The sequence below is a fragment of the Acetitomaculum ruminis DSM 5522 genome (assembly GCF_900112085.1).
Taxonomy (GTDB): domain Bacteria; phylum Bacillota; class Clostridia; order Lachnospirales; family Lachnospiraceae; genus Acetitomaculum; species Acetitomaculum ruminis.
Genome location: NZ_FOJY01000006.1, coordinates 126,064 through 146,368 on the forward strand (window position 1 = coordinate 126,064; position 20,305 = coordinate 146,368).

The 20,305-nt window shown below is 34.5% G+C and carries 18 protein-coding genes; 15 read left to right on the forward strand and 3 right to left on the reverse strand.

Going from position 1 to position 20,305, the window contains the following annotated elements:
* The first annotated feature begins 161 nt into the window (after positions 1–161).
* Positions 162–863, forward strand: a complete 702-nt coding sequence (locus BM153_RS05345; RefSeq protein WP_092871512.1) for a 5'-methylthioadenosine/adenosylhomocysteine nucleosidase — start codon at positions 162–164, stop codon at positions 861–863.
* Between the two features lie 36 nt (positions 864–899).
* Positions 900–2,240, forward strand: a complete 1,341-nt coding sequence (locus tag BM153_RS05350; RefSeq protein ID WP_092871514.1) for a glucose-6-phosphate isomerase — start codon at positions 900–902, stop codon at positions 2,238–2,240.
* A 22-nt stretch (positions 2,241–2,262) separates the two neighbouring features.
* Here BM153_RS05350 and BM153_RS05355 read toward each other — a convergent pair whose 3' ends face one another.
* Positions 2,263–2,526, reverse strand: coding sequence for a hypothetical protein (locus BM153_RS05355; protein ID WP_092871516.1), 264 nt, complete (start codon positions 2,524–2,526; stop codon positions 2,263–2,265).
* Positions 2,527–2,670: 144 nt separating this feature from the next.
* Between BM153_RS05355 and BM153_RS05360 the strand changes: the two genes are divergently transcribed.
* The 7 genes from BM153_RS05360 (at position 2,671) to nth (ending at position 10,715) form a co-directional block, all read left to right on the forward strand.
* Positions 2,671–3,294, forward strand: coding sequence for an MBL fold metallo-hydrolase (locus tag BM153_RS05360; protein WP_092871518.1), 624 nt, complete (start codon positions 2,671–2,673; stop codon positions 3,292–3,294).
* 28 nt (positions 3,295–3,322) lie between these two features.
* Entirely contained in the window at positions 3,323–4,108 is a 786-nt protein-coding gene (gene murI / locus BM153_RS05365) for a glutamate racemase (RefSeq protein WP_092871520.1), read from the forward strand.
* A gap of 128 nt (positions 4,109–4,236) precedes the next feature.
* Complete coding sequence (locus BM153_RS05370; RefSeq protein ID WP_092871522.1) at positions 4,237–4,623, forward strand: DUF3783 domain-containing protein; 387 nt, start codon at positions 4,237–4,239, stop codon at positions 4,621–4,623.
* 30 nt (positions 4,624–4,653) lie between these two features.
* Complete coding sequence (locus BM153_RS05375; protein ID WP_092871524.1) at positions 4,654–6,228, forward strand: tetratricopeptide repeat-containing diguanylate cyclase; 1,575 nt, start codon at positions 4,654–4,656, stop codon at positions 6,226–6,228.
* A 29-nt stretch (positions 6,229–6,257) separates the two neighbouring features.
* Positions 6,258–8,318, forward strand: a complete 2,061-nt coding sequence (locus BM153_RS05380; protein ID WP_092871526.1) for an HD domain-containing phosphohydrolase — start codon at positions 6,258–6,260, stop codon at positions 8,316–8,318.
* Positions 8,315–10,072, forward strand: a complete 1,758-nt coding sequence (locus BM153_RS05385; protein ID WP_092871528.1) for a B12-binding domain-containing radical SAM protein — start codon at positions 8,315–8,317, stop codon at positions 10,070–10,072. Before BM153_RS05380 ends, BM153_RS05385 begins: the two co-directional genes overlap by 4 nt.
* On the forward strand, positions 10,062–10,715 hold the full coding sequence (gene nth, locus BM153_RS05390; protein ID WP_092871530.1) for an endonuclease III: 654 nt from the start codon (positions 10,062–10,064) through the stop codon (positions 10,713–10,715). The genes BM153_RS05385 and nth overlap by 11 nt, the downstream gene beginning before the upstream one ends.
* Before the next feature lie 10 nt (positions 10,716–10,725).
* On the opposite strand, the gene BM153_RS05395 is transcribed toward nth, so the two are convergent.
* A complete protein-coding gene (locus tag BM153_RS05395; protein ID WP_092871532.1) occupies positions 10,726–11,355 on the reverse strand; it encodes a hypothetical protein in 630 nt (209 codons plus the stop codon).
* A gap of 292 nt (positions 11,356–11,647) precedes the next feature.
* On the opposite strand from BM153_RS05395, the gene BM153_RS05400 reads away from it, so the two are divergent.
* From BM153_RS05400 to trmL, 5 genes are all read left to right on the forward strand, one after another.
* Positions 11,648–13,240 (forward strand): VanW family protein, encoded by a 1,593-nt coding sequence (locus BM153_RS05400; RefSeq protein ID WP_092871534.1) that lies wholly within the window; start codon positions 11,648–11,650, stop codon positions 13,238–13,240.
* A gap of 39 nt (positions 13,241–13,279) precedes the next feature.
* Complete coding sequence (locus tag BM153_RS05405) at positions 13,280–14,269, forward strand: AIR synthase family protein (RefSeq protein WP_092871536.1); 990 nt, start codon at positions 13,280–13,282, stop codon at positions 14,267–14,269.
* 28 nt (positions 14,270–14,297) lie between these two features.
* Positions 14,298–14,783 (forward strand): Lrp/AsnC family transcriptional regulator, encoded by a 486-nt coding sequence (locus BM153_RS05410; RefSeq protein WP_092871632.1) that lies wholly within the window; start codon positions 14,298–14,300, stop codon positions 14,781–14,783.
* Entirely contained in the window at positions 14,780–15,940 is a 1,161-nt protein-coding gene (locus BM153_RS05415) for an aminotransferase class I/II-fold pyridoxal phosphate-dependent enzyme (protein ID WP_092871538.1), read from the forward strand. The genes BM153_RS05410 and BM153_RS05415 overlap by 4 nt, the downstream gene beginning before the upstream one ends.
* Positions 15,941–16,080: 140 nt before the next feature.
* The gene (trmL, locus tag BM153_RS05420; RefSeq protein ID WP_092871540.1) at positions 16,081–16,584 is read left to right on the forward strand and encodes a tRNA (uridine(34)/cytosine(34)/5-carboxymethylaminomethyluridine(34)-2'-O)-methyltransferase TrmL; all 504 of its coding nucleotides are present in this window, start codon (positions 16,081–16,083) and stop codon (positions 16,582–16,584) included.
* 130 nt (positions 16,585–16,714) lie between these two features.
* Here trmL and BM153_RS05425 read toward each other — a convergent pair whose 3' ends face one another.
* A complete protein-coding gene (locus tag BM153_RS05425) occupies positions 16,715–19,096 on the reverse strand; it encodes an endonuclease MutS2 (RefSeq protein WP_092871542.1) in 2,382 nt (793 codons plus the stop codon).
* Between the two features lie 237 nt (positions 19,097–19,333).
* On the opposite strand from BM153_RS05425, the gene BM153_RS05430 reads away from it, so the two are divergent.
* Positions 19,334–20,284 carry a 3'-5' exoribonuclease YhaM family protein gene (locus BM153_RS05430; protein WP_092871544.1) on the forward strand — a complete coding sequence of 317 codons (951 nt, stop codon included), beginning with the start codon at positions 19,334–19,336 and terminating at the stop codon, positions 20,282–20,284.
* Positions 20,285–20,305 lie beyond the last annotated feature (21 nt).

The window sequence follows — 20,305 nt, forward strand, 5'->3', positions numbered from 1 at the left end:
CTTTAAGCGGGGGTATAAGCTTACTAGTGTCAGAAGGGGTTAAAGCCCCTTCTGACAGGTGGCACAAAGTGCCACTGCGTTCATGAGGAAGTAGCTAAGCGGATTCCGAATGTCCGCTTTACATTAAAGAAAGGAAAACTGCTTTGCAGTAAGGTAAATTAATGAGTGTAATCGGAATTATCGGCGCAATGGAAAATGAAGTCGCTGAGTTAAAAAGATCAATGGAGATTAAAGAAACCCTGAAAAAGGCCGGAAGGGAATTTTGTCAGGGAGTGTTAAATGGAAGAGAAGTAGTAGTTGTTGTATGCGGAGTAGGAAAAGTTGTTGCAGGACTTTGTGCACAGATTCTTATTGATGTATTTAATGTGGATTATATTATTAACACAGGTATTGCAGGCTCTTTAAAAAACGAAATTGACATAGGCGATATAGTTATTTCAACAGATGCATTACAGCATGATGTGGATGCGACTTATTTTGGATATCCAATAGGTCAGATACCGCAGATGGATACCTTGGCATTTAAGGCGGATGAACATCTTATAGAGGTGGCATATTCTGTTAATAATGAAGTTAACAATGACATTAAAACCTTTAAGGGAAGAATCGTAAGTGGTGATATGTTTGTATCAAGCAGCGCTCAAAAGCAAAATATTTTATCTCATTTTCCGGATGCTTATTGCACGGAAATGGAAGGTGCTGCCATAGCACAGTGTGCTCATATAAATAATGTGCCATATGTTATTATAAGAGCCATTTCCGACAAGGCAGACGAATCAATTGAAGTTGATTATAACGAGTTTGAAACAGGTGCTATAAGGCATTCAGTTAAACTTACAAAAGAAATGATTAAACACATATAATAATTAAAACCGGAGTGCTTAAGGAGGAAGAAAAACATGGTAAATATTGATTATTCAAAAACAAAAAAATTTATTAGCGATGAAGAAGTTGAAATAATGTCAAAAAAGACCCTTGAAGCAAAAAAAGAGCTTCTTTCAAAGGAAGGGGCTGGAAATGATTTTTTGGGATGGCTTGATCTTCCGGAAAATTATGACAAAGAAGAATATGAAAGAATAAAAAAAGCTTCCGAAAAAATCAAAAGTGATTCCCAGGTTTTAGTAGTAATTGGTATAGGTGGTTCTTATCTTGGAGCCAGAGCAGCAATAGAATTTTTAAATGATGGTTTTTATAATGATGTTGATAGTAGTATAAGAAAAACTCCAAGAATATATTTTGCCGGAAACAGCATTAGCTCAACCTATTTAAAAGGACTTGAAAAAGCTATAGGAGATGCAGATTTTTCAGTAAATGTAATATCAAAATCCGGAACAACAACAGAGCCTGCCATTGCTTTTAGATATTTTAAAGAAAAATTAGAAAAAAAATATGGAAAAAGTGAAGCTGCAAAGAGAATATATGCTACTACAGATAAGAAAAAAGGTGCATTAAAAACCCTGGCTGATGCAGAAGGATATGAAACCTTTGTAGTTCCTGATGATGTGGGAGGAAGATTTTCAGTTCTTACGGCAGTAGGACTTTTGCCTATTGCAGTAAGTGGAGCTGATATAGATAAATTAATGAAGGGTGCACAGGATGCAAGGAAAGTTTGCAATGAAAAGGAATTTAAGGAAAATCCTGCCCTTATTTATGCAGCAATAAGAAATATCCTTTTAAGAAAGGGAAAATCCGTAGAAGTAATGGCAAATTATGAGCCTAGTCTTCATTATGTGGCAGAATGGTGGAAACAGCTTTACGGAGAAAGTGAAGGAAAAGACCAGAAGGGAATATTCCCGGCGTCAGTAGACCTTACAACAGACCTTCATTCCATGGGACAGTTTATTCAAGATGGAGCCCGTATTCTCTACGAAACAGTTCTTAATGTGGAAGATGCAGGCTGTGAGATAATTATGCAAAATGCTGAAAATGACCTTGACGGTCTTAACTATCTTGCAGGAAAAGATATGGACTTTGTTAATAAAAGTGCCATGAATGGAACAATACTTGCCCATACAGATGGTAATGTGCCAAATATTATTGTTAATATTCCTAAAAAAGATGAAGAAACTTTAGGACAGCTCTTTTATATATTTGAATTTGCCTGCGGTGTCAGTGGATATATTTTAGGAGTAAATCCATTTAACCAGCCAGGTGTGGAAGCCTACAAGAAAAACATGTTTGCTCTCCTTGGTAAAAAAGGATATGAAAAAGAAAGAGAAGAACTTTTAAAAAGATTATAATAATAAAAGAACCCTTAAAGGCCTAGTCTTCAAGGGTTCTTATTTCAAGATAATCAAAGTCTATTTCTTCAATGAAATTGTCCTGACTAAATCTTGCCTTGTTATGATATTTAAAATCGTTGATGGTTTTATCAAGCCATATGGGTTTTGAAAGGTCAAATTCAAGGCAGATTTTTTCCAGGGCATTAAATACTTTGTGGGTTCGGGTTTCATGGCTGTTATCCTCGATAACAAGGTCTTTTAGGGTTTTACTGTTTTTTACTGTTCTTGCCCAAAGTCTAAACATAAAATACTCCTGATGTTCTAATAAATTTCTTGATTCTTGTGTTATAATTAAATAGTTTATAACAAAAAAATTTAAATTACTATAAAAAATTTTTCTTAAAAATCCGTTTTAAAAGACAAGCACAAAAAAGGGGGAAAAAATTTAATGGAAAATATTAAGATTAAATGGTATGGACACTCATGTTTTAAGGTTACATATAAGGGATACAGAATTGCTTTTGACCCATACGAAGATTATATACCGGGATTACATCTTCCAAAGATAAAGGCAGATGAAGTAATATGCTCTCATGGTCATAATGATCACAATTACAAAGAAGGAGTTACCATTGAAAAAAATGCACCAAATCCCTTTAATATTAAACTAATAAAAGGTTGGCATGATGAGGTAAAGGGTGCCAAAAGAGGAGAAAATACCATAAGCCTTTTAGAGGCAGACGGATATAAAATTATACATTTTGGGGATATTGGAGAAGAGCTTTCAAAAGAAAATGAAGAACTTTTCATGGATGCCGACCTGGTATTGATTCCTGTAGGAGGATTTTTTACCATTGATGCAGCCTTGGCCAAAGAAATTACCGATAAAATAAATGCTAAAATTATTATTCCGATGCATTACAGATCAAAGGATTTTGGATTTGAACAAATTGGACCGGTGGAAGATTTTACAAAATTGTGCGATAATGTGAAAATATATGACGGTTCTGAAATCGAAATAAACAAGGATACTTCACCTCAGGTGGCAGTATTAAAACCTTTCCAGGACTAAAAAATACTTTTTACGAGGAAATAAATAAATGAACAAAGAAAATAATCCTATAGGAGTCTTTGACTCAGGTTTAGGAGGTCTTAGCACTTTAAGAGAGTGCTTGAAAATAATGCCCAACGAAAATTATATATATTTTGGGGATTCAAAAAACGCTCCCTATGGAATAAAAACCGTAGAAGAAGTCAGAAGTCTTACCTTAAAAAATATCGAACTTTTAGTAAAAGAAAATGCAAAAGCAATAGTGGTGGCTTGTAATACGGCCACCAGCGCAGCCATTTTGGATTTAAGGAAAGAATATAAAGATATTCCTGTTATAGGCATGGAGCCAGCCCTTAAGCCTGCTGTTAATTTCAAAAAAAATCCGAAAGTTCTTGTTTTGGCTACGGATATGACACTTAAGGAGGAAAAATTCCACAATCTTATGGAGGAATATAAAGACAGGGCAGAAATAATAAAAAGACCTTTGACAGGACTTGTGGAATTTATTGAAAGGGGAGACTTTTTAGGAGAAGAAATAGAAGCTTATCTTGAAAAAGAGCTGGGAGAATACAAAGAAAAAGTTGATTGTGCCGTACTTGGATGTACCCATTTTCCCTTTGCAAAAGATGCTATTTCTTTAGTTTTGGGTAAAGAAGTAAAGCTTTTTGACGGAGCAGAAGGGACTGCAAAACAGCTTTATAATAAATTGCAGGAGGCAGGTACTTTAAATCTTTCCGGCAAAAGGGGAAGTGTAAGATTTTATAAAAGCTTTAAAGAACAAATGGAAGTTATTAAAAGGGGAAAATTTCTTCCTGAAGAAACGAATATTTTGTAAAAGTGTCGATTTTTCGGCACTTTTTTTCTTTTATCAAATCTTTCTTACCCAGTTTGTAAACTTAATATATGTATTAAAAAAACCGAAAAATATTATGTAATATTTATAAAAAGTGGGAGGAAATCATAATGAAAAACGCAGTGGTTTTAATGTATAACTTTGATGAAAACAAGGGTAAAATGATAAAAATGCTTTGTTTGAAAATGGGAATTCGTATTAAGACTATCGGAAAAGACCAGTATAAAGAGTCTATTGGAAGTTTAAGTGGAATAAAAGATGTTTACAAAGTTGACGATATAGATGATAATGCGGCAGCAGATTTTGATGATGAAATGCTTATTATGAAAGGATTTTCTTCAGACGATTTAAATATGTTTTTAGGTTCTTTTAAGAAAAACGGAATAACAAAAGTTGCATTAAAAGCAATAGTAACTCCTACCAATGCCAGCTGGAACTCTTTAAAACTTTATAGAGAAATAAGAAGTGAAGCTATGGCGATGGGGGATCTTAGATAGTAACACAGTTTAAAAAATCAGGATGAGATTATGGAAGACATTAAATATAATGATTCTCTAAAGAAAAAGGTAATTGAAAGCAGATATCAACCTGTTACCAGGGAAACTTTTGCAATCATTTCTGCCTATGAAATAGAAAGCAGATTTACAAATGATTATGATGGTTTGTCTTTGGCATATTTTTGCAAAGGGGAGGCATATTTAAGACAGGGGAAATTTTCAGAGACTATTACGGCTTTGGAAGAGAGTTTAAAATATAATAAAAATTCAAATATAGGTGGATGTGAGGGAGTCTGTTATAACACCATGGGGCTTGTTTATGCATATCAGGGATATGAATTAAATGCCATGAAATATTATTTTGAAGGAATAAACTTTGCCCAGGCTCATAATGATATTGAACTTTTGTCTACGCTTTATATCAATATAGGCTGGCTTTATTATGAACTTGGAGATACAAAAAAGGCCATTGGTTGTTATGAAAAGGCTTATGTAGAACTTCAGACTCTGGAGAATAGTTTCAGCCAAGAACTGGTAGATCCGGAAATAATGTGTCAGATATATCTTGGACATGCATATTTTGATCTGAAAAATTATGATACGGCTCTTACATATTTTTACAGTGCTGAAAAAATGCTCTCAACAAAAAAAGATTTGTATTATGATGTGTGTCTTTTTAATTTTTACATAAGAATATTTGATTACTTAGATGATAAAGAAAACAGTCAAAAAGTCTTTGACAGTGTTTCAGATATCCTTATTAGGGGAAAGGACTTTCTTGAATTTCTTGAGTTTTATATAGATCTGGCTGAATATTTTTTGGAATACAATCATTATGAGAGAGCTAAAATATTTGTGGATTATTTAATAGACAGGGCAGAAAAAATTGATCTTATCTATTTAAAGTACAGAATAAAAAAATTAAATATTAAATTTAATGAGCTTTATGGAGACAGAAATTCTTTTTTGGACGCCTGCGTAAAGTTTATAAAGATTGATTTTCAATATCAGGAACTGGCAGATGCCTCAAAGGTTTCTAGTATGGAAAATATGGAATTATTAAATATATCTAGAAATCAGACCATGTTTTATGAATCTTTGGCAAGACATGATAACATGACAGGACTTTTTAATAAAAATGCAGCAGAATATATGATTAAGCAGTTTCTTTCTAAAAGAAATTCAGGTGAAATGTGTATTTTTGCAATAATGGATTTAGATAAATTCAAGCAGATAAATGATACCTGCGGCCACTATGAGGGAGACAGGGTAATTATAAAAACTACAGAGCTTATGAAACAGATTTTTTCACAGGCAGAGGTTCTTGGAAGATTCGGAGGAGATGAATTTGTCGTTTTTTATAAACATGTAAGCGGATTTAGAGAACCCTTTAAACTTTTTGAAGAGTTTAAAAAAAGGGTGCATAGCGAAATTTCAACCAAAGAATCGGGAGTTGAGGTGGAAGTGTCTACCAGCATAGGAATTGTTTATACAAGAAGAATTGATATTTCCTATACAGATTTATTTAATGAGGCTGACAATCTGCTTTATGAATCAAAGGAAAAAGGCAGAAACAGAATTACTTTTGTAGAATACCAGGGGTAAAAGTTATTATTAAGGGAAAGTGAATTAAAATGCAAAATATTTTAATACTTGCAGTATATATAGCTGTTTTGGGCTTTGAAGAAAAATTTATAAGAAATCTTATGGAGTATAATCAGGAAGGGGTAAAGCCTCTTAGAAGGGCTATTATCGCTTTGGGCTCAATGACGCTTGTTTTTGCATTAACAACCCTTTCAAACAGTATTTATCTTTTAAGTTTTGTTACTTATTCAAAACTTATTATTTTAGATTGTGTAGCCTATCAGATGTTACTTTTTTCCACTTCTTTTTCCGGTATGGAGGAAAAATATAAAAAGATACTGGTGTCTGTTTTTAAAGTTCTTACAATCTGGGATATAGCTTTGGTAGTATTTAATATGGTTAATCCTTATTTGCTGGATTTAAGGATGGTAAAAGGCGGATTCTTAGGAGATTACCTTGCATACGGACCAAATGAGTATCTTTATATGCATTATGCATATTTGTATATTTTAATGGTGGTGCAAGTTGGCGTACTGGTATACAGATTTTTAAGGGTACCTCACTGCTATAAGAAAAAGTATGTTGTATCTATTGTTTGTCTTATAGGTTCCTATGCCCTAGGGTATGCAACTGCCGGAAGGGTGAATGCAGTATACGGATTAATCTTTGTCTTTTTCATTCCGATTATGCATCATTTGTCAGATTGTGTTACCAGCATGGATAGAAGAAATATTGTTAAAATGTCCCAGAAAGTTATTAATAATTATATAGATTTGCCAATCATAGTTTTTGATTACTATGGAAAAGTTATGGAATATACAAGTGTGGCATATTGTATTTTCGGGGAAGATATTGAAAAGTATGATTTTGATATAGATGAATTTTTCCTGGAACATTTCGGTTTTGACTCAAAAAATATCCCGAAAAATAATAGAGGACAGGAGATTTTTGAATATCACTATGACAGTGAAGATAATTTTTGTTATGAAGTAAGTACAATAAAGCTGACTGACGAAATGGGCAATTTAGTGGGAACATTGCTTATTTTCAGAGATATTAAAGAAACCAAGGAAATTCAAAAGCGTCTTGAATGGATCGCCTCCTATGATTCTTTAACAAATATTTACAACAGATCAACAATGATTTCAAAGGCAATGATAATGGATTCTGTTCAAAACCTGCCTTTATGCATAACTTATATAAATATTAACGGTTTGGATACAATAAATGATATTTTTGGTTTCGAAGTTGGTAATGAAGTAGTAAAATATGTAGTTGAAAACTTAAAAAACGGAATCAAAGAGGGAATGGTACTTGGAAGGACTGAGGGAGACGAATTTGGAATCATTGCCAAAAATATCACCAGTCTTGAAATGTCCGGCATTTTGGAAAATATAAGAAAAAAAGTCTTGAAAAACAATCCTTTTGATGTGGCAGTAACTTTTGAATATGGTATTGCTCAAAAGAACAATATAGAAGAATCTTTTTCAGAAATAAGAAAAAGCGCCAGAGAGGCCATGGTAAAGAAAAAACTTCTTTGCAATGATTCTGCCAGAAGTGCTTTGGTTGAGGCATTAAAACAATCTCTTATTGAAAATAACCCGGATACTAAAAGGCATATTGAAAAAACAGAGGTTCTGGCCCGAAAATTAGGGGAAAAATTAGAACTTCCGGATGTGGAAATAGCAAGTCTTTGCCTTTTGGCTATTCTTCATGATATAGGAAAAATAGGAGTACCTGACAACGTAGTCAATAAAAAAGCCAAATTAAATGAAGAAGAGTGGGAGGTAATGAAGCTTCATACCATAAAAGGCTATCAAATCGCCTGTTCCTGTAAATATTTAGAATCAATAGCCACAAGCATTTTGCACCACCATGAAAGATGGGACGGAAAAGGCTATCCCGCAGGATTAAAGGGGGAAGAAATCCCATTAAATGCAAGAATTATATCCCTTGTAGATTCCTTTGCTGCAATGACAAATGACAGACCTTATCATAAAGCATTAGATAAAGAGACTGCCATAGAGGAGATACGAAAAAATATTGGAAGTCAGTATGATCCTAAAATTGCAGAAGTATTTATTAAACTTTTGGAGGAAGAAAAAACTTGAAAATTCTCTTGGTTGGCGTAAATGCCAAATACATACATACAGGTCTTGCCATAAGAAGTCTGAAAAAATACAGTGGATTTAAAGAAGTTGAATTATGTGAATATACCATAAATCATGAAAAGGGATTTGTAATATCAGAGATATTTAAAAAGAAAGCCGATGTTTTGGCATTTTCTTGTTATATCTGGAATATCAACTACATATATGAAATATGTTCGGACCTTTCCAAAATTTTACCGGAAACAGATATCTGGCTGGGAGGTCCCGAGGTTTCTTTTGATGCAGAAGAAGTACTGAAAAATCATCCTTATCTTAAAGGTGTAATGAGGGGAGAGGGAGAGGAGATTTTTAAGGAACTTTCTTCTTTTTATGTAAAAAAAGAAACGGATTTGGAAAGTATTAAGGGAATTACCTATAAAGAAAAGGACGAAATAATAAAAAATCCGGATATGCCTCTTTTAAACATGGATTTACTGCCTTTTTGCTATGACGAGGAAGAATTTAATGACAAAAAAATAATGTATTATGAAGGAAGCAGAGGTTGTCCGTTTTCTTGTAGTTATTGTCTTTCCTCTTTAGATAAAAAAGTGAGATTTAAAAGTATAGACCTGGTAAAAAAAGAGTTAAAAATCTTTATTGAAAAAAAAGTCCCTCAGGTAAAATTTGTGGACAGAACCTTTAACTGCAGTAAAAAATATACAATGGCAGTATGGAAATTTCTTGTGGAAAATGACAAAGGGATTACAAATTTTCATTTTGAAATAGAAGCTGATATTTTAGATGATGAGGAAATTGAGCTGATTAATTCCATGAGACCGGGACTGATACAGTTAGAAATCGGAGTTCAATCCACTAATGATAATACAATTAAAGCCATAAATCGTCGGGTGGAATTTTCCAAAATAAAAAAAGCTGTGGAAAAAATCGCAAAAAACAATAATGTACACCAGCATCTTGACCTTATAGCAGGACTTCCTTTTGAAGGCTTTGAAAGCTTTAGAAAATCCTATAATGATGTATATTCCCTAAAGCCAAATCAGCTGCAATTGGGATTTTTAAAGGTTTTAAAGGGCTCAAAGATGCATGAAATGGCAAAAGAATACGGAATTAAATATCAAAATAAGGCTCCTTATGAAGTTTTGATGACGGACTTTTTAAGCTATGATGAAATAATAAAGATAAAACTGGTGGAGGAAATGACAGAGGTTTATTATAACTCTCATCAGTTTGACACCTGTCTTGCCACAATAAATCCCCAAAATACTTTTGATTTCTTTTTAAATCTGGGAAAATATTATGATGATAAGGGACTTTTGGAAATAAAACATAAAAGAGTAAGCCGTTATGAAATATTAATAGATTATGTGAAAAATGAAGCTTTGGCAGAGGAAAAATTACTTTTGGAAGCAGCAGATTTTGACCTGTATTTAAGGGAAAATATGAAAACAAGACCGGCATTTTCAAAGTCTTATTCAAATGAAGAAAAGGAAATCATTAAAGAATTTTATAAAAAAGAGGCAATGGAGCATAATCTTTTAAAGGACTATGAGAAAATGGATTATAAACAGCTTATGAGAATGACCCATATAGGTATTTACAGTAATGATTTTACCAGGGCGGATGCTGATTTTAAGTTGGATAATGAAAAAAAATACTATATATTATTTGATTATAAAAACAGAAGTGAGATAGATTATTCTGCAAGGGTTTACCTTATAAATGATTTGCTTAAAGGAGAAACAAATGTTATTTGATGTCAACGACAAAAAAAGCTTAAAAAGGCGTGATAATATTTTAAAAGCCTTAGATGAAAAATACGGCAAAGAATATATCTGCTATCTTAATCATAAAAATGCCTGGGAATTGCTGGTTGCCACAATACTAAGCGCCCAGTGCACAGATAAAAGAGTAAATATTATTACAAAAGATTTGTTTAAAAAATATGATACAATGGAAAAATTTGCCGGGGCGGATATTTCAGATCTTGAAATAGATATAAAACAGGCAGGTTTTTATCATAATAAAGCAAAAAATATAAAAAATGCAGCTATTATGCTTTTGGAAAAATATAATGGAGAAATACCCTCGGATTTAAAGGAACTTACTTCCTTACCGGGAGTAGGCAGAAAAACAGCCAATGTCATCAGGGGAAATATTTTTAATGAGCCCAGCATTGTGGTGGATACCCATGTAAAAAGGATTTCAGGCAAATTAGGCTTCACCGGTGAAAAAGACCCGGTAAAAATAGAATATGATTTAATGAAGGTTTTACCAAAGGATCACTGGATACTGTGGAACATTCATATAATCACGCTGGGACGAAGTATCTGCTTTGCCAGAAATCCGGATTGTGATAATTGCTTTTTAGGAAATTTTTGTCCCTCTAAGGGAAAATAAATAATAAAAGTCAGTCTGTATCAAAATCCTCTTTTTCTCCTATGGAGGATTTAAGGGTTCTTATTATTTTTGCTCTGGAAAGAGAATTAAGGGTCTTTGCCTGTCTGATAAGCTCCGGAATTTTATCTTCAAGATCCATATCCTTATAACAGTTGGCAAGCGTTTCATAGCTGATGCTTATATCTGTTCCGATAAAAACGGCATATTCAAGGATTTTACGGCACTCATCAAGGCGGCCGGCCTGGTAAAACCTGTCTCCCAAAGCATTTAAAAGTCTGACTAAAGTGGTGAAATTTTCATCTGCTTCGATTAAAAACTGAAGGTTGGCAGGACCATACTCCATTTTCAATTCGGTATTGCTTATACCGGTTAAATTTAGTATAGTTTTATCAGTAAGTTCAATGATTGTAGTCTTTATATTGTCAATTTCCGAATTGTTTTCCATGTTTAATGGAAGCTTGTCAACGGGAACTTTAATATAATCCAGAGAATTTATATCCTTTTTACGGGATGAGTTGGCTTTTGACTCTTTTTCCCAAAAGTCATCCACCGTGTTTTTATTTTTAGATTTTGACATTTTGATAGCGATATTGGTAGCTATTACAAATGTAATAAATATTGTTAATAATGGGAAATGCATATTTTAATCCTTTCAGAAAGAGGTGAATCAAACAAATGTTTAACTTTAAAAAAACAAAAAACAGACGCATATTTGCAGCTGCCATAGTTGTAGTATTAGTACTTGCAATGGTAGTGCCGATGGTATTATCTGCTCTTGTTTACTAATTTAGTTCATATTGAATATTGTGTCAATATCATGTAATAAGTTATTTTTTTTTAAGAAAAGCATTTTAATTAATGCATAATCAAAAGAAGAGATAAATTTTATCAATAAAATTTAGCATTAATTAAAAGCAGGAAAGGAAATAGTCATGAAAAAGAACCCAGGAGTGTTTTTTATTATGCTTGGTCTTGTAAGTGCATTGCTTCTTGTTATTTCCATGGATTCTTTTGCCGCTTCAAAAGATGAAACCATATTAAATGGTGTTAAAGCCGGCGGAAAAGATATTTCGAAAATGACCTTAGATGAGGCAAAACAGGCAGTTTCTGACTATGTTAATACACTTTTAAGCAAGACGCTAACTGTAAAAACCGGAGAAAATAAGACTGAAGTTGCGGTTTCGGATTTTAATATCAGCTGCGACTATGAAGAAGTTGCTGATGAGGCCTTCGAAATCGGAAGAAATGGAAACATTGTTACTCGTTACAAAACTATTCAAAAGTTAAATAGTGACGGAATTATTATTCCTATCAGTTTTAAAGCAGATGACGAAGCAGTAAGTTCAATCGTAAAATCCCAGGCGGATAGCTTTAATGTGGAGCCTGTTGATATGTCCCTTACAAGACAAAACGGAGAGTTTGTTATAAATGAGGGAAAGGAAGGAATAGTAGTAAAAGAAGATGCCTCAAAAGAGCTTGTTTCGAAATTTTTTGAATCTTCATTTTCTGATGGAGAGTCGGTTATAGAACTTGATTATGAAGCAGAAGCACCAAAGGGAGACAGAAAACAATTAGAAAAAGTTCATGATCTTTTAGGTTCATTTTCCACTAATTGCGGCTCTGGAGCCCGAGTTACAAATATCGCAAATGGTGCCTCCCTTATAAATGGTTCTATTGTTTATCCGGGAGAAGAATTTTCCGCAAACGCAGCCATGGAACCATATGACGGAGCACATGGATATGTTTTGGGAGGTTCCTATGAAAACGGCACGGTAGTTCAAACCTACGGCGGAGGTATCTGTCAGGTTTCTTCTACTCTTTACAATGCAGTACTTTACGCCGAACTGGAAGTCACCCAAAGACAATGTCATTCAATGCTTGTAAATTATGTGGCGCCTTCAAGAGATGCTGCCATAGCAGGTGATGTAAAGGATTTGAAATTTAAAAACAATACTGATGCACCTATATACATAGAAGGTTATGTATCAGGTGGAGTAGTAGGTTTTAATATATATGGACATGAAACCAGAGACCCAAGTAGAAGTGTAGAATACGAAAGCCAGACTCTTAGTACCAATGAGCCACAAAAGACTTTTACAGCTTCAGGGGCGGCTTTTGGTAGTATGAGCACAGTATCTACGGGACATGTTGGTAAAAAAGCTGTACTTTGGAAAGTGGTTTATGAAAACGGAGTAGAAAAAAGCAGAACACAGATTAACAGTAGTTCCTACAGAAGTAGTCCTACCACTATATCAGTAGGTATTTCATCAGTTTTAGAAGAGGCCAATGTGGCACTTAATTCAGCTATTGCTTCAAACAGCGAGGCTGCCATTAATCAGGCTATTGCAACCTGGTCAGGCCCTATTGCCGAGGAAGAGGCTAAAATAGCTCAACAGCAAGCAGAAGAAGAAGCTAAAAAAGCTGAGGAAGAGGCAAAGAAAGCCCAGGAAAACGGTGAAAATACTGAAAATAATCAGGAAGGGGATAATTCAAACCCGGATTCCGGTGAGAATAATCAACAGTAAAAAATTTATGCTAAAAATGCATAATCGGAGGGAAATGATATGGAAATAGGTAAAGTTCCGGAAACGGTATTAAAACGTTCCATAATCAAACAGATAAAAAATCAAAGAAGTGAAGTTTTGTTGGGAAGCGGAGTAGGCGAGGACTGCGCCGCTTTAAAACTCCTTGAGGATGAGGTTTTTGTGGTTTCAACAGATCCCATTACCGCATCAGATAAGGACATGGGAAAACTTGCTATAAATATAACGGCTAATGACCTGGCTTCTGCGGGAGCTGAGCCAGTAGCCGTTATGCTTACCTTTTTGCTTCCTCCTGCCACTTTGGAGGAGGATATTAAGGAATTGATGACTCAGATTCAATTAGAATGTCAAAGACTTAATATTCAGACCATTGGAGGACATACAGAAATTACTGATGCAGTAAATAAACCTGTCATTTCAGTTACCGGAATCGGAAAGGTACAGGAAAGTAAGCTTATAAGTACAGCCGGCGCTAAAAGCGGGCAGGATGTGGTTGTTACAAAGTGGATAGGTATAGAAGGCACTGCAATTCTTGCCAGAGAATTTGAAGATGAACTTAAGAAAAAATATCCTGAAGAATTTATAGACAGGGCAAAGGAATTAAACAGGTATCTCTCGGTACTAAAGGAGGCCGCCACCGCCGTTAAGTTCGGCGTCAGTGCTATGCATGATATTACCGAGGGTGGCGTATTTGGAGCTCTTTGGGAGATGTCACAGGCTTCTGGTGTCGGACTTACAGTAGATTTGAAAAAAATTCCCATTCGTCAGGAAACAGTTGAAATTTGTGAATATTTTGAAATCAATCCATATAAATTAATATCTAGCGGGTCAATGCTTATTGCAGCGGATAATGGACATGACCTGGTTTCTTTACTGGAAAAAGAGGGCATATCTGCCAGTGTAATCGGAAAATTTACAGACAGCAATGACAGAGTTTTCCTAAATAATGACGAAAGAGGATTTTTAGAACCACCAAAAACAGACGAAATCTATTCAGTATATAAGCGATAAAAGGAAGGCGATAAAAATGCAGGAATCAATGCGTGAGAAAATTTTAACTTTTATAGAAAAAAACAGCCGTATTGAATTAAAAGAGCTGGCAATTATTCTTGGGGTGGAGGAAGCCACAGTAGCCAATGAACTGGAACAAATGGAAAAAGAAAACATTATTTGCGGTTATCATACCATGATTGACTGGGAAAAAACCTCTAAAGAAAGAGTTTCAGCTCTTATCGAGGTAAGGGTAACTCCACAAAGAGGTCAGGGATTTGACAGAATTGCCCAAAGAATTTATAACTATTCAGAAGTTGAATCAGTATTTCTCATGTCAGGAGGCTATGATTTATTAGTAACTCTTGAAGGAAAGACTCTTAGAGAAGTTTCTCAATTCGTATCAGACAAATTATCAACATTAGACTCAGTAATAAGCACCACCACTCACTTCATCTTAAGAAAATACAAAGATCACGGAACTATCCTTTGTCAGGGAGCATCCGATGACCAGAGAATGAAGGTGTCATTTTGAGAAATCCCTTATCAAAAACAGTTGAAGGACTTGCTCCTTCAGGTATAAGAAAATTTTTTGATGTTGTCAGTGAGATGAGTGATGCAATTTCTTTAGGTGTTGGTGAGCCTGATTTTGATACCCCTTGGCATATTCGTGATGAGGGTATTTATACTCTTGAAAAAGGAAAGACCTTTTATACCTCCAATGCAGGTTTAAAAGAGCTTAAAGAAGAAATCTGCAAATATTTAAAAAGACGTTTTAATGTAAGCTATCATTTTCAGGACGAAGTACTTGTTACAGTAGGAGGAAGTGAAGCCATAGATGTTGCCTTAAGAGCAATGCTTGACCCGGGAGATGAAGTTTTGATTCCCCAACCAAGTTATGTTTCCTATGAGCCTTGTACCGTACTTGCAGGGGGAGTTCCAAAGATTATTAATCTTAAAGAGGAAAATGAATTCAGACTTACAAGGAAAGAACTTGTAGATGCCATAACCCCAAAAACTAAGGTTTTGATACTTCCTTTCCCTAATAATCCTACCGGTGCTATTATGGAAAAGAAAGATTTGGAAGAAATAGCAGATGTAATAGTTGATAATGATTTATATGTTATTTCTGATGAGATATACGCAGAATTAACCTATGGCAGAGAACATGTCACAATAGCCTCTTTACCAGGGCTTAAAGAAAGAACCATTCTTATAAACGGTTTTTCAAAGGCCTATGCCATGACAGGCTGGAGACTTGGATATGCCTGCGGTCCGGAAAATATTATGGAGCAAATGATAAAAATACATCAATATGCTATCATGTGTGCCCCTACAAATAGCCAGTATGCAGGAGTTGAAGCCCTTAAAAAAGGTGATGAGGATGTTGCTATGATGAGGGAAACTTATGATGGCAGAAGACGATTTTTAATGCAGGCTTTTAAAGATATGGGAATAGATTGTTTTGAGCCTTATGGTGCCTTTTATGTTTTTCCAAGCATAAAAAAATACGGCATGACTTCTGATGAATTTGCTACAAAACTTTTGGAAGATCAAAAAGTGGCAGCAGTTCCGGGAACAGCCTTTGGAGCCTGTGGTGAGGGATTTTTGCGAATTTCCTATGCTTATTCCTTAGAAGACTTAAAAGCGGCTTTGGAAAGAGTAGAAGCTTTTATTAAAAAGCAAAAATAAAGAATAAAAAACAGACCGGTATCTTTTTAAAACAAATATGGGATATCGGTCTTTTTAAGTGAATTTAAGCATATATTTTTGTAAAAGCGTTGGATTATGTGTTAGAGGAAATCTTAAAAATTAGAAAGTGAGAAGAAAAAATGTCAAAAATGAATATTGTATTGTTGGAGCCTGAGATACCGGCAAATACAGGAAATATTGGAAGAACCTGTGTTGCAACAGGAACAAGACTTCATTTAATAGAGCCACTTGGCTTTAGGCTTGGACAAAAAGAATTAAAAAGAGCCGGAATGGATTACTGGCAGGATCTTGATGTTACAAGATATATGAATTGGGAGGATTTCCTGGAAAAAAATCCCGGGGCAAAGATTTATATGGCCACAACAAAATCCAAAACAAATTATACAGATGTTAAATATGAAGAAGACTGTTTTATTATGTTTGGTAAGGAAAGTGCAGGAATTCCGGAAGAAATCCTGGTTAAAAATCAAAAAAACTGTGTCAGAATACCCATGAATCATGATATAAGATCACTAAATTTATCAAATTCAGTGGCAATTGTTCTTTATGAAGCCCTTAGGCAAAACGGCTTTTCAGACATGGAAAAGCAAGGAAATCTTCATAGATTATCCTGGAGCGAATAAATATAATAATAGCCAGGCAACTTTTTACATAAGTGCCCGGCTATTATTTTATGTTTATAAAATTAGTAACTGCCTTGGCAGGAAACTATATGACGGATGAAATAATCAGGAGTCTAATGAATTAATGTTTTTACTTAAACTCGACTATTGTGACACCGCCACCACCTTCTCCAAATTCACCAAGTCTATAGGAATCTACATATTTTAGCCTTCTAAGGTGATTATGAACGGCATTTTTAAGTGCCCCTGTTCCACGACCGTGTACAACTCTAACATTTGGTAAATGAGCAAGGTAGGCATCATCAAGATATTTATCAAGAACTGAAACCGCTTCATCACAGGTCATTCCTATAAGATTAACCTCTGGTGAAATATTGGCGGTTTTACTCATTTTTATCTTACCCTGATTACTTATAGTTATATTACTTCCTGTATAAACTGGTTCATCATTTTCAAGGAGTTCAAGGTCATTAATATTTATCATGGAATTTAAGATTCCCATTTGAACCTTTGCTTCTCCTTTGGCATTTGGAGCTTTAATTATGACACCTTTTATATTCATGCTGACTACCAGTACGCTGTCACCTTCTTTAAAATCAATTTTTTTATTAGATTTTTTCTTTTTAGGTTTATGTTTTTCCATGTAGGCATCAGCTTCATTTATTTTTTCTCTAAGTCCTGCTCTTTTCTTTTCCAGTTCCTTAACTGAGTTAGGAGAATTTGCCATTTTATTAATTTCATTTATGGTCTTGTCTGCGTATTCCTTTGCTTCTGCCAGGATTTTTCTTGCCATTTCATTGGCATTTCTAAGCATATTGTCCTTTTGTTTATTAGCATTATTCTGTTTTTCTTTGCTTTTTTCCTTAAGTTCTTTGGTTTCTGCCTTTAATCTTTCTATTTCGGCTCTTTCCTTTTCTATCTGACGGCGGCTTGAATCAAGGTCGGATAGTAAATCTTCAAAGCTTTGGGAATCCTCGTCAATTCTTTTTGTGGCATCAGCAATAATGGAATCAGGAAGGCCTAATCTTTTGGAAATAGCAAAGGCATTACTTTTTCCCGGAATACCAATAAGAAGCTTATAAGTAGGGCGTAGTGAATGCACATCAAACTCACAGCTGGCATTTTCCACTCCCGGTGTAGAAAGAGCATATACCTTAAGCTCGCTATAGTGGGTGGTTGCCATGGTATTAATATGTCTTTCGTGGAGCATATCCAAAATGGAAGTAGCCAGAGCAGCACCTTCGGTAGGGTCTGTTCCTGCCCCTAATTCATCAAATAATACCAGAGAATTTTTTGAAACATTTTTTAAAATCTCAACTATTTTAGTCATATGTGCAGAAAAGGTACTAAGACTTTGTTCAATGCTTTGTTCATCACCGATATCTGCATAAACTTCTTTAAAAACGGCTAAAGTCGATCCGTCTCCCGCAGGGATAAGAAGTCCTGCCTGTCCCATTAAAGTAAGAAGACCAACGGTTTTTAGAGAAACGGTCTTTCCTCCGGTATTTGGACCTGTAATAATAAGAGTAGTAAAATCCTTTCCAAGATATACATTTACCGGAACCACTTTTTTAGGGTCAATAAGAGGATGTCTTGCCTTTTTAAAATTGATATGGCCATTGGTATTAAGCTTTGGCATGGTACCGTTATATTTAAGCCCCAGATTAGCCTTTGCAAAAATGAAATCCAAAAGACTTAGATAGTGAAAATTATCGGATAAATTCTCAATATACTGGCTACAAAGCTGGCTTAAGTTTTCTAAAATCTCTTCAATAGCCTTTTTTTCATCATTATAAAGTTCCTTAAGGTCATTATTTAACTTAACAACCGACATAGGCTCTACAAAAATAGTAGAACCCGTGGAAGAAGTGTCATGGATAAGTCCTGGAACACTATTTTTAAATTCTGCTTTTACAGGCAGACAATATCTGTCATTTCTTAGAGTAATGACAGCATCCTGCAGATAACTTCTTACCGTATTATTGGAAAGAAGAGAATTTATCTGATTATGAATGGAATTATTAATATTATTGATTTTTCTTCTGATTTGATTAAGGGCAGGTGAAGCATTGTCACTGACCTCTGTTTCGGAAATGATACAACGGTCGATTTCCTTTTTTAGGGAAACCAAAGGCTCAATAGGTTCAAAATACTGATCCAAAGAATCCTCAGGCTCATCTTCTCTTTCATGTCCTGCGTAATTTTTAACATTTTTGCAGGCATAAAGCACAGATGATATATCAATAAGGTCTTTTTGGGACAAAGAACCACCGATTTTTAAATGTTTTAAGGCAAAACCAATGTCACAAAGACCGCCAAGGGGAATAGTTCCCTTTTTAAAAATCCTTGTAAGAGCATCGTTGGTATTGTTTAAAGCGACACTTATGTCATTTATATTAGTCATTGGAAGCAATTCATGGCAAAGTTTTTCGCCGGCTTTTGAGGCGGCTTCTTTTTCAAGAAGTGCTATAATTTTATCAAATTCAAGAGCTTTGTAAAATTTCTCTTTCATAATTATTCCTTTCTGTTATATAAGAAAAATTTTAGGCATTTTGAAGATAATTATACAATTTAAAGTCTTTAATCGCAAGACTTGGGAAAGGAGGATAAAAACCTGATAACTTTTACATTGACTTTTTTTTCATGCTTGGTAAAATACACTTGTGTTATTGTGTAAAAACAATATTTTTTCTATAATAAATTATCGCGTTTTTGATATGGAAAGTTATCAGCTAGAAGGGAAAATTAAATGAAATTTATTAAAGATTTGAGAGAGGGAGAAAGAATACAGGGAATTTATCTTTGTAAGCACAAACAGTCTGCAGTGACCAAAAACGGAAAGAGTTATGAAAATGTCATATTGTCAGACAAAAGCGGAAATATAGATGCCAAAATCTGGGAGCCTAATTCACAGGGAATAGAGGAATTTGACAAACTTGATTACATTGATATTACAGGAGATGTAAGTGCTTATCAAGGCTCACTTCAAGTCAGCATTAAAAGAGTCAGAGTAGCTGGTATAGAAGAGTATGATCCGGTAAATTATCTGCCGGTTAGTTCAAAAAACATAGATGAAATGTACCAGGAGCTTTTACAATTTATTAGCAGTGTAAAAAATCCTTATCTAAATACACTTTTATCATTAATTTTTATCCAAAATACAGAATTTGTTAGAAGTTTTAAGGCTCATTCAGCAGCCAAAAGTGTACATCATGGTTTTGTAGGAGGACTTTTGGAACATACTTTAGCAGTTACAAAGCATTGTCATTATTTTGCAATGACTTATCCGGAGGTATTAAACAGGGATCTTCTTATTACAGCAGCTATTTGCCATGATATGGGAAAAGTAAACGAACTTTCAGAATTTCCAATGAATGATTATACAGATGAAGGACAACTTTTGGGACATATAGTAATGGGGTCTGAAATGGTAGCTAAAGCTGCTGATAGAATCAAAGGTTTTCCAAAATCATTAGAAAGTGAATTAAAACATTGCATTTTGGCACATCATGGCGAATATGAATACGGTTCTCCAAAAAAACCTGCTTTGGCAGAGGCAGTTGTATTAAATTTTGCCGATAATATAGATGCAAAGATGGAAACCTTAAAGGAAGTATTTTCTACGGTTTCAACAAACGATTTAAGCTGGCAGGGTTATAACCGCTTTTTTGAATCCAATATCAGAAGAAGCGGAAACTAAAAGCCGGTAAGGATATAAGTT

Bases quoted from the DNA above. Each gene is read 5' to 3' on its own strand.
- BM153_RS05345 (WP_092871512.1), top strand. From the start codon at position 162: ATGAGTGTAATCGGAATTATCGGCGCAATGGAAAATGAAGTCGCTGAG.
- BM153_RS05350 (WP_092871514.1), top strand. From the start codon at position 900: ATGGTAAATATTGATTATTCAAAAACAAAAAAATTTATTAGCGATGAA.
- BM153_RS05355 (WP_092871516.1), bottom strand. From the start codon at position 2,526: ATGTTTAGACTTTGGGCAAGAACAGTAAAAAACAGTAAAACCCTAAAA.
- BM153_RS05360 (WP_092871518.1), top strand. From the start codon at position 2,671: ATGGAAAATATTAAGATTAAATGGTATGGACACTCATGTTTTAAGGTT.
- murI (WP_092871520.1), top strand. From the start codon at position 3,323: ATGAACAAAGAAAATAATCCTATAGGAGTCTTTGACTCAGGTTTAGGA.
- BM153_RS05370 (WP_092871522.1), top strand. From the start codon at position 4,237: ATGAAAAACGCAGTGGTTTTAATGTATAACTTTGATGAAAACAAGGGT.
- BM153_RS05375 (WP_092871524.1), top strand. From the start codon at position 4,654: ATGGAAGACATTAAATATAATGATTCTCTAAAGAAAAAGGTAATTGAA.
- BM153_RS05380 (WP_092871526.1), top strand. From the start codon at position 6,258: ATGCAAAATATTTTAATACTTGCAGTATATATAGCTGTTTTGGGCTTT.
- nth (WP_092871530.1), top strand. From the start codon at position 10,062: ATGTTATTTGATGTCAACGACAAAAAAAGCTTAAAAAGGCGTGATAAT.
- BM153_RS05395 (WP_092871532.1), bottom strand. From the start codon at position 11,355: ATGCATTTCCCATTATTAACAATATTTATTACATTTGTAATAGCTACC.
- BM153_RS05400 (WP_092871534.1), top strand. From the start codon at position 11,648: ATGAAAAAGAACCCAGGAGTGTTTTTTATTATGCTTGGTCTTGTAAGT.
- BM153_RS05405 (WP_092871536.1), top strand. From the start codon at position 13,280: ATGGAAATAGGTAAAGTTCCGGAAACGGTATTAAAACGTTCCATAATC.
- BM153_RS05410 (WP_092871632.1), top strand. From the start codon at position 14,298: ATGCGTGAGAAAATTTTAACTTTTATAGAAAAAAACAGCCGTATTGAA.
- trmL (WP_092871540.1), top strand. From the start codon at position 16,081: ATGTCAAAAATGAATATTGTATTGTTGGAGCCTGAGATACCGGCAAAT.
- BM153_RS05425 (WP_092871542.1), bottom strand. From the start codon at position 19,096: ATGAAAGAGAAATTTTACAAAGCTCTTGAATTTGATAAAATTATAGCA.
- BM153_RS05430 (WP_092871544.1), top strand. From the start codon at position 19,334: ATGAAATTTATTAAAGATTTGAGAGAGGGAGAAAGAATACAGGGAATT.